This window comes from Pantoea sp. JK, from assembly GCF_026130245.1.
Taxonomy (GTDB): Bacteria; Pseudomonadota; Gammaproteobacteria; order Enterobacterales; family Enterobacteriaceae; genus Pantoea; species Pantoea trifolii.
This window is the reverse complement of record NZ_JAINFN010000002.1, coordinates 121,941-136,343: the sequence shown is the minus strand read 5'-3', so window position 1 is coordinate 136,343 and position 14,403 is coordinate 121,941. Positions and strand designations below refer to the sequence as shown.

At 56.1% G+C, this 14,403-nt stretch carries 15 protein-coding genes and 2 pseudogenes; 8 read left to right on the top strand and 9 right to left on the bottom strand.

What is annotated here, in order from left to right:
• Positions 1-10: 10 nt before the first annotated feature.
• Positions 11-1,249 (bottom strand): MFS transporter, encoded by a 1,239-nt coding sequence (locus PanJK_RS05120; protein ID WP_265297724.1) that lies wholly within the window; start codon positions 1,247-1,249, stop codon positions 11-13.
• Between the two features lie 215 nt (positions 1,250-1,464).
• Between PanJK_RS05120 and PanJK_RS05115 the strand changes: the two genes are divergently transcribed.
• Positions 1,465-1,854 carry a cupin domain-containing protein gene (locus PanJK_RS05115; protein ID WP_256698421.1) on the top strand — a complete coding sequence of 130 codons (390 nt, stop codon included), beginning with the start codon at positions 1,465-1,467 and terminating at the stop codon, positions 1,852-1,854.
• Here PanJK_RS05115 and PanJK_RS05110 read toward each other — a convergent pair.
• On the bottom strand, positions 1,851-2,525 hold the full coding sequence (locus tag PanJK_RS05110) for a GntR family transcriptional regulator (RefSeq protein ID WP_008107597.1): 675 nt from the start codon (positions 2,523-2,525) through the stop codon (positions 1,851-1,853). The genes PanJK_RS05115 and PanJK_RS05110 overlap by 4 nt on opposite strands.
• A 115-nt stretch (positions 2,526-2,640) precedes the next feature.
• On the opposite strand from PanJK_RS05110, the gene PanJK_RS05105 reads away from it, so the two are divergent.
• The 4 genes from PanJK_RS05105 to PanJK_RS05090 are packed head-to-tail and all read left to right on the top strand — an operon-like array spanning position 2,641 to position 6,617.
• A complete protein-coding gene (locus PanJK_RS05105; protein WP_265297720.1) occupies positions 2,641-3,321 on the top strand; it encodes a DUF2848 domain-containing protein in 681 nt (226 codons plus the stop codon).
• A gap of 8 nt (positions 3,322-3,329) precedes the next feature.
• Positions 3,330-4,673 carry an amidase gene (locus tag PanJK_RS05100; RefSeq protein WP_265297717.1) on the top strand — a complete coding sequence of 448 codons (1,344 nt, stop codon included), beginning with the start codon at positions 3,330-3,332 and terminating at the stop codon, positions 4,671-4,673.
• A gap of 2 nt (positions 4,674-4,675) precedes the next feature.
• Positions 4,676-5,311: a DUF4286 family protein gene (locus PanJK_RS05095; RefSeq protein WP_265297715.1), complete on the top strand. Its 636-nt coding sequence runs from the start codon at positions 4,676-4,678 to the stop codon at positions 5,309-5,311.
• The gene (locus tag PanJK_RS05090) at positions 5,304-6,617 is read left to right on the top strand and encodes an MFS transporter (protein ID WP_265297712.1); all 1,314 of its coding nucleotides are present in this window, start codon (positions 5,304-5,306) and stop codon (positions 6,615-6,617) included. The genes PanJK_RS05095 and PanJK_RS05090 overlap by 8 nt, the downstream gene beginning before the upstream one ends.
• A 77-nt stretch (positions 6,618-6,694) precedes the next feature.
• Here PanJK_RS05090 and PanJK_RS05085 read toward each other — a convergent pair whose 3' ends face one another.
• Complete coding sequence (locus tag PanJK_RS05085; RefSeq protein WP_101764092.1) at positions 6,695-6,898, bottom strand: hypothetical protein; 204 nt, start codon at positions 6,896-6,898, stop codon at positions 6,695-6,697.
• A 61-nt stretch (positions 6,899-6,959) separates the two neighbouring features.
• Positions 6,960-7,577 carry a TetR/AcrR family transcriptional regulator gene (locus PanJK_RS05080; protein WP_414858937.1) on the bottom strand — a complete coding sequence of 206 codons (618 nt, stop codon included), beginning with the start codon at positions 7,575-7,577 and terminating at the stop codon, positions 6,960-6,962.
• A 297-nt stretch (positions 7,578-7,874) separates the two neighbouring features.
• On the opposite strand from PanJK_RS05080, the gene PanJK_RS05075 reads away from it, so the two are divergent.
• Complete coding sequence (locus tag PanJK_RS05075) at positions 7,875-8,084, top strand: CsbD family protein (protein ID WP_008107582.1); 210 nt, start codon at positions 7,875-7,877, stop codon at positions 8,082-8,084.
• Positions 8,085-8,127: 43 nt separating this feature from the next.
• On the opposite strand, the gene PanJK_RS05070 is transcribed toward PanJK_RS05075, so the two are convergent.
• The 5 genes and pseudogenes from PanJK_RS05070 to PanJK_RS05050 form a co-directional block, all read right to left on the bottom strand.
• Positions 8,128-8,406, bottom strand: coding sequence for a hypothetical protein (locus tag PanJK_RS05070; RefSeq protein WP_265297703.1), 279 nt, complete (start codon positions 8,404-8,406; stop codon positions 8,128-8,130).
• Between the two features lie 194 nt (positions 8,407-8,600).
• A pseudogene (locus PanJK_RS05065) lies at positions 8,601-9,044 on the bottom strand (aldo/keto reductase); the annotation flags it as partial.
• Positions 9,045-9,162: 118 nt separating this feature from the next.
• Positions 9,163-10,206, bottom strand: a complete 1,044-nt coding sequence (locus PanJK_RS05060; protein ID WP_265298544.1) for an alpha/beta hydrolase — start codon at positions 10,204-10,206, stop codon at positions 9,163-9,165.
• Positions 10,207-10,253: 47 nt separating this feature from the next.
• A pseudogene (locus PanJK_RS05055) lies at positions 10,254-10,898 on the bottom strand (carboxymuconolactone decarboxylase family protein); the annotation flags it as partial.
• A gap of 18 nt (positions 10,899-10,916) precedes the next feature.
• Positions 10,917-12,128: a multidrug effflux MFS transporter gene (locus PanJK_RS05050; RefSeq protein WP_265297698.1), complete on the bottom strand. Its 1,212-nt coding sequence runs from the start codon at positions 12,126-12,128 to the stop codon at positions 10,917-10,919.
• Positions 12,129-12,323: 195 nt separating this feature from the next.
• On the opposite strand from PanJK_RS05050, the gene PanJK_RS05045 reads away from it, so the two are divergent.
• A complete protein-coding gene (locus tag PanJK_RS05045; RefSeq protein ID WP_265297695.1) occupies positions 12,324-13,304 on the top strand; it encodes a GlxA family transcriptional regulator in 981 nt (326 codons plus the stop codon).
• Between the two features lie 77 nt (positions 13,305-13,381).
• Positions 13,382-14,392 carry a type I glyceraldehyde-3-phosphate dehydrogenase gene (gene gap, locus PanJK_RS05040; RefSeq protein ID WP_265297692.1) on the top strand — a complete coding sequence of 337 codons (1,011 nt, stop codon included), beginning with the start codon at positions 13,382-13,384 and terminating at the stop codon, positions 14,390-14,392.
• The last annotated feature ends 11 nt before the right edge of the window (positions 14,393-14,403 follow it).

The window sequence follows — 14,403 nt, the reverse complement described above, 5'->3', positions numbered from 1 at the left end:
CTCCAGTCAATCAAACCTCTTCATCCCGGTATTTAAAGGAGAAGAGGAAAAGAACGGCGATCGCTGCCGCCGCAATCGCGGGGATCCACCAGAATGTTGCCCAGTTTTGCGCCGTGCCTTGTCCGGCAATCAGGCGGTTGTAGAGTGCGCCGGAAATCTGCGAGCCCAGCAACATGCCGATACCGTAGGTGAACATCACCACCATGCTTTGCGCCTGCCCTTTCACTTTTTCCCCCGCGATACGGTCGGTGTAGATAAAGCCCACCACGAAAAAGAAGTCGTAACAGACACCGTGCAGCAGAATGCCCATGTAGATCAGTGCGCGGCTTTCATCGTTCATCCCCATGGCGAACAACGCGTAACGCACAAACCACGCCACCATGCCGACCAGCAACATGTATTTGACGCCGAGACGGCGGAACAGCAGCGGGATCACCAGCATGAAGAAGATTTCCGACATCTGACCAAAAGACATCGCGGTACTGACGTTACTCACGCCCGCATCCGCCAGCCAGGACGCGGTGTAGGCGTAATAGGTGCCGAGCGGGATGGAGATCAAGGTGGCGCAGAGCGCAAACACGAAGAAGTGACGAATTTTCAGCAGCGCGAAGGCATCCGCGCAGAACAGATCGCGCACTTTTAGCGGCATGCCTTTCGCCGGTGCAGGCGTATGCGGCAGCGTCAGGCTGTAGATCGCTAACGCCACGGAACAAATCGCGGCCAGGGTGAAAATCCCGGTGCTGGGTGCAATGCCGGTGACACCAATAAAGATGCCCGCCACAATCCAGCCAATAGTGCCAAACACCCGCACTACCGGAAAACTTTTGTCACTGCTGGCCAGGCTGTGAAAGGCGATGTTGTTGGAGAGCGCCAGCGTCGGCATAAAACAGAGCGTGTAGCCAAACAGCAATCCGATCAGCAGCGCACCGTTTTCAGCCACCAGCGCCGCCGGAACAAACCATAAAATCACCGCGCCCGCCAGGTTCATCACCGCCATGACTTTCTGCGAAGGAAAGAAACGGTCGACCAACATGCCCAATACAAACGGCGACAGTATCGAGGCGATCGGCCCCGCCGAAAAGGCGTCACCAATCAGCAATGACATGTTGTGTTGCGTCATCACCAGCCCAAGCGTAACGGACCAACTTCCCCAAATGAAAAACTGCATGAACATCATTAACGACAAGCGGGGAATCAGCAGACGCTGCTGCCTCACCGCGATTTCAGAACCTGTAGTTGTCGAAACCATGCTGACCTCACGCCGAAAAAGAAATCGATTACATTCCACAGAAGGACATAAAGTAATCGATTACTTTAAGCCGTTCTCGGTGACCGATCACAATTCTTTTACAAGCGTCTCGGCCTTGATCGATAGACTTGTATTGGAAGTGAGCGTGCGCGCAGCCTTGCAGATTTGCACTATCCTGTGCGGGAGAGATTTTAATGACTATTCAGGGGAACAAGATGAAAGGTGCCGATAACGAGCATGAAAACAGTGCGGAAACGCTGCTGCAAAGCGGGCAAGCATGGAACGGCCAGCATATTGAACACTATCCCGCCGGTAAGCCCGAGATCACGGTGATGAAGATGACGATTCCTGCGCATTCCGAGCTACCGTGGCATACGCATCCGATACCTAACACAGCCTATATTTTATCAGGCTCGCTCACCATCGAGGACAAAGCCAGCGGCGAGACTAAAACCTTTAATGCAGGCGAAGCCTTTAATGAATCCATCGACATTGCCCATCGTGGCTTCACCACCGACCAGCCTGCCGAGCTGATCATTTTCTATGCCGGGGTTGCAGGCATGGATCTTTCCATTCCGCTGCCGGGTGAAGAAGCGGAATATTAATTATTCAGCAGCGCCTGCTTAAACGAATAGATATGCACCCGCGCCGCCTCTTCCGCCTGTTCGGCATTTCCCTGCTCCAGCGCGGCAATGATCGCTTCGTGTTCGGCGATCACTTCGTTCATGTGCGCAGCGCTGGAAAGCGTCGTGGCCCAGAAACGCTGTGCCTGCGCGTGGATGATGCTGAGAATATCGGCCAGACGACCATTGGCGGCGATATCCGCCAGCACCTGATGAAATTCGCGGTCCAGCAGCATCATCTGTTCGCGATCGCGTGAAGCGCTGGCATGAGCAATGCGCTGATTCATCTCCCGCAAATAGGCGATCTGCGCCGCATTGACCCGCTGCGAGGCCAGCCGCAAGCACAGCGCCTCATTCACCAAACGCACCTCAATTAACTCCAGCGCATCGTCAATCGACAGCGGCGATACCATCACACCCTTGCGCGGGATGATCTGCAACAGCCCTTCCGTCTCCAGCCGATGCACCGCCTGATTCACCGGCGTTCTGCCCATCTCAAGGTCATCCATCACCTGCGCGATATTGAGATAGTCGCCCGGTTTGTAGCGCAGCGTGATCAGCCGGTGCTTGAACGCCAGATAGGCGCGCTCATTAAGCGAAATGCTCTTCGGTGTCGTCGGCGAGCTCACATTTTCAGCCATCACATTACTCATCGCGCAAATCCTTATTAGGTAACTGAGACATATTACACAAAAACCTGGCATGAAAATGGCTAGATTGAAATCACAGTGAAATTTCACACGCATTTCTCAACTGGAGATCTATCCCATGCAATTACGGTTTACGACAGATTACGCCGATGCGGCAGTACTGGATGTTGAGGTAAATCAATTTGTTATCGCGGGCTGGGTTGGACGCGATCAGGAAGCGGTGCTGCACCATATCAGGGAGCTCGAAGCGCTCGGCGTGCCCGCTCCTGGTGCAGTGCCGCTGTTTTACCGTGTCGCGACCAATCAATTAAGTCAGCAAACGCAGCTGGAAGTGGTCGGCGATCAAACATCCGGTGAAGCCGAACCCTTTGTGTTTTTCCATCGCGGCGAATATTGGGTTTCGCTGATTTCCGATCACACCGATCGTCATCTGGAAACCTTCAGCGTGGCGCTATCGAAACAGGCGTGCATCAAACCGGTTGCCGGTCACGCGTGGCGCATGTCCGAAGTCAAAGCGCACTGGGATCAACTGGAGCTGCGTGCCTGGATCAACGTCAACGGAGACTGGGTAACTTATCAGCAAGGCGCCCTCGCCTCTTTGCTGACACCACTTGATCTGCTCAGCCGCTATTTTTCCACGGGCCAGGTCGCGGAAGGTTTTGCCATGTCGTGCGGCACGCTCAGCGCCATCGGCGGGATTCGTCCTGCGAGTGAATTCCGCATGGCGCTGCACGATCCGGTGCTGAACCGCACGCTAGAACACACCTATATCACTGGCTCGCTGCCGGTTATCGCCTGAGGTTTCCTATGACAACGTTATGGCAAGCGAGCCAGCAGCTGCTCGCCGGGCAAATCAGCCCTGAAACCCTGACCCAGGATGCGCTGCGTGCCATCGCAGCGGAAAGCGGAGAAGGCAAGCGCGTTTTCACTAAGGTGTATTCCGATGCTGCACGTCAGCAAGCGGCACAAGCCAGCGCGCGCTGGCAGCAGCAACCGCCGCGCAGCGCGATTGATGGTCTGCCTATCAGCATCAAAGATCTGTTCGATGTCGCCGGAGAAGTGACCACCGCTGGTTCCCGCTTGCTGAGTAACGCCAGTGTAGCCACGGCGAATGCCAGCTTAGTTGATCGGCTGCAGCAGGCCGGTGCAGCCATCGTTGGCAAAACCAATATGAGCGAATTCGCCTTCACTGGCCTCGGCGTCAATCCGCATTACGGTACGCCCGCCAATCCGTGGCAGCGCGCGCAGCAGCGCATTCCTGGCGGTTCCTCTTCCGGTGCGGTGGTGGCGGTGAGCGATGGCATGTGCCTGGCGGCGGTCGGCACCGATACCGGCGGTTCGGTGCGCATTCCAGCGGCGCTGTGCGGCCTAACTGGTTTCAAACCCAGCGCCAGCCGCATCGATCAACGCGGTACGCTGCCGCTGGCGGCGTCGCTCGACAGCATCGGCGTGATCGCCCACGACGTGCGCAGCTGCTGGCTGCTCGATAGCGTGATCGCCGATCGGCCGCTGGCGATCGATGAGCGGAATCTGTCGGAGGCGCATTTCGTGATTCCGCAGACGCGGGTGCTGGTTGGTCTTGACGAGCACGTCAGCGCCGCCTGGCTGCATGCGCTTGATTTGCTGCGCGCGCAGGGCGTGAAAATCACCGAGCTGCCGCTGCAAGAGCTGGCAGAACTCGACACCATCAACGCACGCGGCGGCATTACCGCGTGGGAAGCCTGGCAATGGCATCAGCATTACGCCCAATCTCAGCCGGAAGCATACGATCCGCAGGTTCTGACGCGCATTCAACGCGGCAGTTTGCTGAATGAGGGTGATGCCGCCGAACTTTACCAGCTGCGCGCCAACTGGAAACAGCGCGTCGAGCAGGCGGTCGCGCCCTTCGACGGCATATTGATGCCAACGGTGCCGCTGATTGCGCCGACGCTGGCCGAGCTCGAGGATCCCTCGCGTTATATGCAGGTCAATCTGCTGATGCTGCGCAACACCAGCGTGATCAACATGCTGGATGGCTGTTCAATTTCTCTACCTTGTCATCAGCCCGGCGCTGCGCCGGTTGGCCTGATGCTCTCTTCCACCCATGGCAACGATGCTGCATTACTCAGCTGGGCTGCCGCGATTGAAACCACCCTGAAACGGAGTAGCTGATCATGACTCAACCCCACGGCATGCTGTTTGTCGCCACCAATATCGATGCTGCAGATGAAGCGGATTTCAACCAATGGTACGACCACGAACACGTTGAAGAGCGCGTGGCGATCAGCGGCTTTCTCAGCGGTACGCGTTATCAGGCGGTGGATGCCGAACGCAAATACCTCGGCCTGTACGAAACCACATCGCTGGAAGCCTTTACCAGCGCGGATTATCACGCCGCCTTCACAAGCCAGACCGCATGGTCGGTGAAGAATCTCAACAAGATGGTCAATCCGATGCGCCGCGTCTGCGCCATCTCCCATCAGCATGGACAAGGCACTGGCAGCCATCTGGCGGTGCTGACGTTGAAAGCCGGTACAGATGTTGCATCGCTGGGTAACTGGCAAAGCAGCGTGCAGCACACGCCGGGCTACATCGCCTCACGTTTGCTGACGCCTGACACCACGCTGAGCTCGCCGCTGCCACGTGAAACCAGCGCAACGCGACCGATGCATCCGATGCTGCTGCTGATCTGCCGAGACGCGCAGGTGTGTAAAACCCTCGCCGCCGACGCCGCGCAGGCGCTTAACGCGGATGTACAGCTCTACTCCCTCAGCTGGCAGTTAACCAAACAGGAGATGGCTCATGGCTAATACCGATTCAACGTTGCCGCACGCTTCCGGCGCGCGCGCCAGCCACAGCAAAACCGGTCGCCTTGCGGCGGCCAGCTCCATTGGAACCGCGCTGGAGTGGTATGACTTCACGGTCTACAACATCATGGCGGCGCTGGTGTTTAACCACGTGTTTTTCCCCAGCTTCGATCCGCTGGTCGGGACCATTCTGGCGTTTTCCACCTATGCGGTCGGCTACATCTCCCGTCCGGTGGGCGGCTTTATCTTTGGTCATCTCGGTGATGTCGCCGGGCGTAAAGCGGTATTAATCACCACATTAGTGATTATGGGCGTCACCACCGCGCTGATGGGCCTGCTGCCCGGCTATGCGGTGTGGGGCATCTGGAGTCCGGTGCTGTTGGTGGCCTTGCGCTTTATTCAGGGCATTGCATTAGGCGGCGAATGGGCCGGTGCGGTGTTGCTGTCGATGGAGCATGGCGATGCCAACAAGCGTGGCCGTAACGCCTCGTTTGCGCAGGTGGGTCCATCGTGCGGGACCTTGATTGGTACCGGGTTTATCACGCTGGTGACGGTGGCGTTGAGCGGCGAACAGTTTCAGGAGTGGGGATGGCGCATTCCGTTCCTGCTGAGTCTGCTGCTGGTGATGTTTGGTTTATGGCTGCGGCGCGGCGTGGAAGAGACCCCAACCTTTGTCGCAATGCAGCAAGCGGAGAAAACCACCCATACGCCGCTGAAAGAGGTGTTTGTGCGCTATCCGCGCGAGCTGCTGATCGCGGGCGGTTCACGCATTGGCTCTGATGTGCTGTATGCGCTGGTGGTGGTTTTCACTCTCACTTACGTCACCACGGTGCTGCAGCTGCCGCGTCCGCTGGCGTTGATGGCCACCATGCTCGGTGCGATCGGCAATGCGATCACGGTACCGATGTTTGGCGCGCTCTCCGACAAACTCGGCCGTCGCCCGGTTTACATTGCCGGTGCGCTGCTGGCCATTGTCTGGTCGTTTGTATTCTTTGTGCTGCTGGATAGCTCACAGACGGTGCTGATCGTGCTGGCGGTGATTGGCGGCTTGCTGATTCACGCGGTGATGTATGGACCGCAGGCGGCGTTTGTCACCGAACAGTTCCCCAGCCACGTACGCTACGCCGGATCGTCACTGGCTTACACGCTGGCGGGCATCATCGGCGGCGGCTTTGCGCCCTTGATCATTACAACCTTGTACAAAGAGATGGGCAGCACGCTGTGGGTATCGCTGTATGTCAGCCTGGCGTTGCTGATCACGCTGTTTGCGCTGTGGAAGGCGAAAGAGACCGCGCATCGCCCGCTTTAATTATTAAATGGCTGTTTGGCGAGGGATTGCCAGACTTCAGCAGAGGGGAACAACAAGGCGCGGCACGCGCGACCTTATTAGTGCAGTTTTTTCGCCAGGATACGAATGGCTTTCTCGCAGGCAACTTTGGTTTTGCTATCAGTGGAACGCAAACTCAGGCGATACAACGCGCCAATAAGTTCCTGAACGGTAAGCGCTTCATCAGGACGAAGGATACGTGTCACCACCCTTCCCACCAATGCGCGAATCTCTTCCGTAATATCTGAATCTTCGTCTTTCACTTGCCCTCCGGCTTTACGCTTCGCTTATTTAGGAAGTATCCGCCTCCTAATTAGACAAATTTTAGTCCAGCAGCTTCATTACTAACTTGATGGTCTCAGGTTCATCTTTTACATCCGTGATCTTGCCCACAACGCGCATGCCAAAGGCGATACAGAGGATCAATCCGGCGGCGGTATCGACATCCAGATTGGGCGTTACCGATCCATCTTCCTGGCCCTGCTTAAGTAACGAGGCAAGGAAGTTTTTATTGCGTATGACCGCTTCACTCACCAGTTGCGAGAGATCGTCATCCAGCACCTGTAGCTCCACCGCGCTGCCCACCACTAAACAGCCGGTGCGACCTTCCACCGCCCGCGCGGAATCGAGGTAAAACTGCAGCAGCTCGCAGAGCTTCTCGCGGCCCGTGGTGAACTGCGCCAGACGCTGACGCAGATCGGCATTGCGCACCGAAAGGTAGCGTTCAAACACCAGCAGAAACAGGCTGCGCTTATCTTTGAAAGCCTTATAAATGCTGCCCGCTGTCAGCCCCATCGCCTCGCCCAAATCATTCAGTGAAGCGGCATGAAAACCCTTTTGACGAAAAACGATCATGGCTTTGTCCAGAGCCTGTTCGATATCGAACTCTCTAGGGCGGCCACGCTCTCTGCTTTTCGTGTCGATGGTTGGCGTTTTGCTCATAGCGGATGGCATTGGGTAATGCGGGTTTCCAAAAGTTGACGGAAATGTCTTATCGGCGGTTACTATATCGCAACAAACCATTGCCTGTATAGCCAGGTAAACATAACGCCTTATAGAGCAATGAGTTAGCTTGTAAAGCCTGACTTTATCACCGCTCCACCTCACGCAATTTCAAATCTTCGAGTTAGCTCACAGCCCTGCCAGGCAAATCGCAAATCCTGTGCCAGGATTAATTCACCCGCTGGCATCAGGCCAGCAAAGGGGAGCACACAGTAACCACTAACCAGGGAGTTCGACATGAACGAAGATCGTATTAGCGGCAACTGGAAGCAGTTCAAAGGGAAAGTGAAGGAAAAATGGGGCGACCTGACTGATGATGATATGACCGTGGTCGAGGGAAAACGCGATCAGCTGGTCGGTAAAATCCAGGAACGCTACGGTTATGAAAAAGACCGTGCGGAGAAAGAAGTCAAAGAGTGGGAAGATTCGAATAAGTTCCACTGGTGAATCCTGACGTTATGCCGGACAACCCGTGTCCGGCATGCAACCATCAGTGCTTGGTGGAGTCATCCGCCGCGACGATTTTAGCCCTAAAGCTCATCACGTTTTCTTCAGATTTCTCAGCGTTGTCGGCTGTGCTGCTGCTCTTGACCAACTCTAAAGCCAGTCGGGCAACCCGCACATCTTCCGCCGTATCACCGGCATGAATCATCTTCTCTAATTGCGCGAGTAGCGTGGTGCGCGAGACCGGTGCATCCTGATTAAATAATTCAAGCACGGCATCACCAATCGCAATGTCGCATAGCTGTTTATCATTACTGTTTTTCATGGGCTCTCTGTAACCGTCTAAACCAATCCTGGCCGGAGGATCCTGACGTGGCTGAGCATACCCATTGAGAAAAAAACGTCAAATATAAAAAATTTCGATGCAATCGAAAATGCATCGACATGAAGCGCCAGGCATTAAACGTCGAGTTTGCGGCCTGTCAGCCACTCCACCATCGCGGGATCGCGGTGCGAGAAGAAGGCGATGAGATCCGCCAGACGATCCGGCTGGAAGTTGCTGACACCAATCGCTTTGATCTTACCCGCCTGCTGCAACTCTTCCATCGCCCGCCACGCGCCGTGCACATCGCCGTACGGCTGGTGAATCAGATAGAGATCGACATAATCCATCTGCAAGCGATTGAGTGAGCGCTCAAACTGCGCCTTGGCACCTTCATAATTCGTGTCCTGCAGCCATAATTTGGTAGTGACGAACAGCTCATCGCGCGCGATGCCGCTCTGCTTAAGGGCATTGCCGACCTGAGTTTCGTTTTGGTAGGAGGCGGCGGTATCGATCAGGCGATAACCAGTTTCAATGGCGTCGATCACCGCACGCTCGCACTCGGCGGCATCGGTCATCTGAAACACACCAAAGCCCAGCAGAGGCATATCGAGGCCGTTATTGAGTTTTACAGTGTGCATGGCGTTATCCTTTTGAGAGTTTCCAAAAGCATAACGCCCCAGCATTGATTTGGTCAGACCCGGTAATCAGCTAGGGTTTATTAGTTGTATTCATCAATCCATAAACCCTGCCGTTGAGCTATTGCAGATGCTTCTGCTGCAAAAAATGGCTGACCTGATCGGCGATCTGTACGTTATTCAGGTCGGAGAACGGGAAATGAGTGTTGCCTTTAATGCCGATTTCCGGCAGGTGAATCACCTGCACATCGCCACCGTGTTTATTCACCACATCTCGCCACTGGCGCGCCATCGCCAGCCTTACGCGCCAGCTGTCCTGCGCTGGCATGGCGCTGGGTTTATCCGGGATGTTATCGCCATAGAAGATCAGAATAGGAATTTTGGTCAGAGCCATAAACTTATCCAGCGCCACCGGTTCACCCTTCAGCGTATCGAATGCGCTGGGCATTGCGGGCGGTAATTCATTTTCTGGAAACACAAAGCCGCTGCCCGGTTCAAAGGCGACGATCGCTTTGACCTTGCTGTTTTTCATCGCGGTGTACCAGCCTGGTCCGCCGCCCTGCGAATGGGTAAACAGAATAGCGGGACCGCTTTTATCGACCACGGCGGAGAGCGCATCCGAAATCACATTGACGTCAAACGACCCGGTATTGGGCGTCATCTGGCGGAAGTATTGGTTCAGCGCCTCTTTGTCCTGTGAGAACTGCACGCCTTTGAAGAAGTTGGGCCACACGCCGAGACGGAACTGATTGAACCACAGCTGCTCATCCGGTTTCGGCGTTAGCGTGCTCTCCACCGTACTGCGACCGGCGCTACCGCGACGCGGCTGATCAACCAGATAGGTGGCAAATCCGCGCCGCAGAAAGAGGTTCTGGAAGCCTTCGCGGCCATCCGGCGTGCTTTCCCAGGTGCGGGAAAACTGCCCGGCGCCGTGCAACATCACGATGGGATATTTATGCGCATGCGGTGGAATTTGATAAAACACCGCCGCGTGATCGCCATGATAAGTCTGGCCTGCGGCATCCAGCGGCTTTTTGGCATCGAACTGCCCTGGCGCGGTTATCACCGTGCCGCCCGCCGCAAAACTACCTTGTTCCTGAATCACTAAAGGTTCCGCCTGTGCGGCGGCGATAAAGCTGGTCGCCAGCAGACAGATGCTCCAGATTTTAAGCGTATTTTTCAACAATCTTTCCTCTCTAATCAACAGCTAACCTAGATTGCCAGCAATGCGCATTCCGCGCGTTCCGCCGCCTCAACTTCCCCATTAGCGCGCAACACCTCCGCCAGCTGCTGCAACTGGCCGCGCGTGATCCCTACGCGCAAGCTGGCGCGCGTATGTGACAGCAGCTGCGATTCTGCGCCCGGCGTGGCGGCCAATGCGCCGACTGTCGCCAGCTCGCGGCTTTGCCAGTCAAGGTTGTCACGGGCAAAAATATCGCCAAACAGATGGGTTTGCAGGAACTGGTTGATCACCGGTGCGAAGTCGAAAAGTGGTCCTTGCACCGGCGCGCCAGAAATTTTGGTCTGGTTATCGGTGCCCAGCTGACGCAGCGCATCGCCCACCGGAACCGGCTGCACAGGCTCTTTGCCCACTTCATCCCTGATACCGCGCTGCTTGCGCGCTTCCGTGACTTTCATCAGCGCGCTCAGGGCGTTGAGACTGCGCGGAAAACCGGTGTAGGCATACAGCTGCACGAGGATCTCTTTGGCTTCGTTTACCGTCAATCCGGCGTCCAGCCCCTGATTAAGTGCGCCATCCAGTTTTTCCATATTGCTGGTTGCCATAAACGCCGCCATCAGCGGAATGGCTTGTTGACGTGCCGAGAGCGTCTCGGGCTGCATTGTTGATGTATTCATATGAAGGTTTTCCTCGTTTCAGTGGTGCGACTTTGCCGTGGCGGCGGTGATCGCCATGACCGCACTCGCCACGGTAAACAGCGCGATAATCCAGCCCATGGTCCACGGCGTGCCGTCGCTTAACAGCGCCAGCAGCAACGATGAGATGATGCCGCTGCCGTATTGCAGCGAGCCAATCAGTGCCGATGCGGAACCCGCCATATTCGGCACTGCATCCATCGCCGCCGCCGTTGAAGTGGCGGCGATGATGCCGTTCATTGAGAAGAACACGAACACCGAGAGAATGATCATCACGATGCCGCCGAGCTGCAGTTTGGTACAGAGCGCGAGGATCAGCGCCGCCACGGTGGCGGTTAACACCGCAAACTTCAGCAGCGACTCAAGCGGATAGCGATGCACCAAACGTCGATTCACCATGCTCACCGCCATCAAACCCACCACGTTGACCGCAAACAGCCAGCCATAGTGCTGCGCATCAATGCCAAAGTAAGAGATGTAGACAAAAGGCGAACCGGTAATAAAGGCATAGGCCGCGACGTAATAGAACGCCACACACAGGGTAAAACGCATGAAATGGCGATTTTTCAGCAGCGCGAAATAGTTGCGAAACGCGCCCGGCAGCGAGGCTTTTACCCTTTTCTCCGGCGGCAAAGTTTCCGGCAACCAGAAAATCAACATCAGCATCACGCCGCCGATAGTCGCCAGCAGCCAGAAGATGGAATGCCAGGATGTCACGCGGATCATCTGCCCGCCCAACAGCGGCCCGGCAATCGGCGCAATCGCCATAATAACCATCAGCGTCGAGAGCATTTGCGCAGCACGCGTGCGAGCAAACAGATCGCGAATCATGGCGCGCGCCAGCATCGGTCCGGTACAAGCGCCCAGCGCCTGGAACACGCGCCAGAACACGATGTGCGTAATGTCAGTGGATAACGCACAACCCGCAGAGCCGATGACAAACAGCTTTAGCCCAATAAACAGCGGCGCTTTACGGCCGAAGTGATCGCTCAACGGCCCCCAAATCAGCTGAGCAATACAGAAGCCGATAAGAAAGCCGGTGATGGTGAGTTCCGCATCGCCGTGCAGCTCGCGCGCCATGATCGGCATGGCGGGCAGATAGATATCCGTGGATAACGAGGTGATCGCCATCAACGCGCTCAGAATGAGAATAAACGGCAAACCGCTCGATTTGACGGTGAAGGAATGCGTACGCGTTGAGGCGTGTTCCATGTTGAATTCCAGAGAGATCGAATTCCTCCATGTTAGCGGATGGTATTGTGAAGATAATGGCCTGAAATAGTATTGGGTCTATGAGGTTGATTCATTAATACGAGGTCGTCATAAATGGCGATCGGTTGTACATGGCGTTAATCCCTGCCTTATGAGACACTCTGGCTTATTTCGTCAAAATGACCATTTCACGCCATGAAAACCTTTCTGATTATTGTGCCCGACGGCGGCATGCTGTTTGAAGCGGCGGGTATCGCCGACATCCTGATGCGCGCCAATCAGCACCTTCCGGTTGGCGTTGATCAGCAACGCTATCGCGTCAGCCTCGCCACCACTCAATCGCATCAGGTGATCCACGGCCAATCCGGCCTCAATCTATTAGCCGACCTCAAACTGGCCGATCTCGATCCGCGCAGCGCGTGGGACACCATTATGATCACCGGACGCGGCGACAGCGCAGAAGAAGGCAACATGGTGGTGGATTTCATTAAGCTGGCGGCTCCGCAGGCGCGCCGCGTAGTGTCGGTGTGTGGCGGCGCGATGCTACTGGCGGAATCCGGCTTGCTGGATGGCCGCCGTGCCACCACGCACTGGCGCTTACTCGATACCTTACAATCACGCTATCCGGGCATTCAGGTGGAAGGCGGTCCGCTGTTTATTCAGGACGGAGCGATCTGGACCTCCGGCGGCGTCAGCTCGGGCTTTGACCTGACATTGGCGCTGGTGGAAGAGGATTTCGGCTTTAGCGTGGCGCGCGACATTGCGCAGGATATGGTGATGTATTTGCGTCGTCCCGGCGGACAGATGCAGTTCAGCCGTTTTCATCTGCAAAGCCCGAGCGCCATTGGCCCGATTGGTGAATTGCAGCGCTGGATCCGCGCCAACCTCGCTGACGATTTGTCGGTGGAGAAGCTGGCGGAACGCGTTGCCATGAGCCCGCGCAACTTCACCCGCGTGTTTACCCGAGAAATCGGTGCGCCGCCCGCGCGCTATGTGGCCGAAGCGCGCCTCGCCGCCGCGCGTGAAAAGCTGGAGCAAAGCAACGACACGCTGGATCGCATCGCACAACATACCGGCTTTGGCAGCAGCATCAATTTACGTCGCAGTTTTGAGCGCCAACTGCATCTCACGCCGGGCGAATATCGCCAACGCTTTCACTGCAGAAAATTGGCGTAAAGTGATCCTTTTTTGGCGTTTACGCCATCACACCATCGGCTTAGAGTGACTCCAGCATCCTCGAAAAGGAGTCAATCATGACTAAGATCGGCATCAACGGCTTTGGCCGTATCGGACGTAACGTTTTTCGCGCAGCGCTGGGCAGCGATGATATTGAAATCGTCGCCATCAACGACCTCACCGACAGTAAAACCCTCGCGCATCTGTTGAAACACGATTCCCTGCTCGGCAGGCTGCCGGCAGAAGTGGAAGCCGGCGAAGGCGAATTACGCATTGATGGCAAAGCGGTGCGGGTGTTCAGCGAGCGGGATCCGGCGAATATTCGCTGGCGCGATGTCGGCGTGGATATCGTGATTGAAGCCACCGGTTTCTTCACCGAACGCGACAAAGCCGCTGTGCACATCACCAGCGGCGGTGCTAAGCGCGTGATTATCTCCGCGCCGGGCAAGAACGATGACCTGACGATTGTGCTGGGCGTGAACGATCAGCGTTACGATCCGCAGCAGCACTTTGTAGTGAGTAACGGCAGCTGCACCACTAACGGCTTAGCGCCAGCAGCGGCCGTGCTGCATCAAGCGTTTGGCATCGAGCACGGTTTAATGAATACCACGCATGCTTATACTAACAGCCAGGTGCTACACGACCAGCCAGAGAAAGATCTGCGCGGTGCGCGAGCGGCGGCGCTGTCGATTGTGCCTTATTCAAGCGGTGCGGCGAAGGCGCTCGGTCGGGTGATTCCGGAGCTGGACGGTCGATTGACTGGCTATTCCCTGCGCGTGCCGGTGCCGGTGGTTTCGATTGTTGATTTGACCGTGACGCTGAAACGCGATGTGACAGCAGAAGAGGTGAACGACGCCTTTAAAGCGGCGGCGGCAGAAGGTCCGCTGAAGGGGATTCTCGGATACAGCGATGAGCCGCTGGTATCGAGCGATTATCAGGGCGATGCCCGTTCATCGATTATCGATGGGCTTTCTACGCTGGTGATTGGCGGCAATCTGGTGAAGATCCTTGCCTGGTATGATAACGAATGGGGCTTCTCGAATCGTTTAGTGGATTTAGCGCGCTTGATGGCAAAACGCGGATTGTAAGCCAGGGTCGC

Coding starts and splice junctions, on each gene's coding strand:
- PanJK_RS05120 (WP_265297724.1), bottom strand. CDS start 1,249: ATGGTTTCGACAACTACAGGTTCTGAAATCGCGGTGAGGCAGCAGCGT.
- PanJK_RS05115 (WP_256698421.1), top strand. CDS start 1,465: ATGAAAGGTGCCGATAACGAGCATGAAAACAGTGCGGAAACGCTGCTG.
- PanJK_RS05110 (WP_008107597.1), bottom strand. CDS start 2,525: ATGAGTAATGTGATGGCTGAAAATGTGAGCTCGCCGACGACACCGAAG.
- PanJK_RS05105 (WP_265297720.1), top strand. CDS start 2,641: ATGCAATTACGGTTTACGACAGATTACGCCGATGCGGCAGTACTGGAT.
- PanJK_RS05100 (WP_265297717.1), top strand. CDS start 3,330: ATGACAACGTTATGGCAAGCGAGCCAGCAGCTGCTCGCCGGGCAAATC.
- PanJK_RS05095 (WP_265297715.1), top strand. CDS start 4,676: ATGACTCAACCCCACGGCATGCTGTTTGTCGCCACCAATATCGATGCT.
- PanJK_RS05090 (WP_265297712.1), top strand. CDS start 5,304: ATGGCTAATACCGATTCAACGTTGCCGCACGCTTCCGGCGCGCGCGCC.
- PanJK_RS05080 (WP_414858937.1), bottom strand. CDS start 7,577: ATGAGCAAAACGCCAACCATCGACACGAAAAGCAGAGAGCGTGGCCGC.
- PanJK_RS05075 (WP_008107582.1), top strand. CDS start 7,875: ATGAACGAAGATCGTATTAGCGGCAACTGGAAGCAGTTCAAAGGGAAA.
- PanJK_RS05070 (WP_265297703.1), bottom strand. CDS start 8,406: ATGAAAAACAGTAATGATAAACAGCTATGCGACATTGCGATTGGTGAT.
- PanJK_RS05050 (WP_265297698.1), bottom strand. CDS start 12,128: ATGGAACACGCCTCAACGCGTACGCATTCCTTCACCGTCAAATCGAGC.
- PanJK_RS05045 (WP_265297695.1), top strand. CDS start 12,324: ATGAAAACCTTTCTGATTATTGTGCCCGACGGCGGCATGCTGTTTGAA.
- gap (WP_265297692.1), top strand. CDS start 13,382: ATGACTAAGATCGGCATCAACGGCTTTGGCCGTATCGGACGTAACGTT.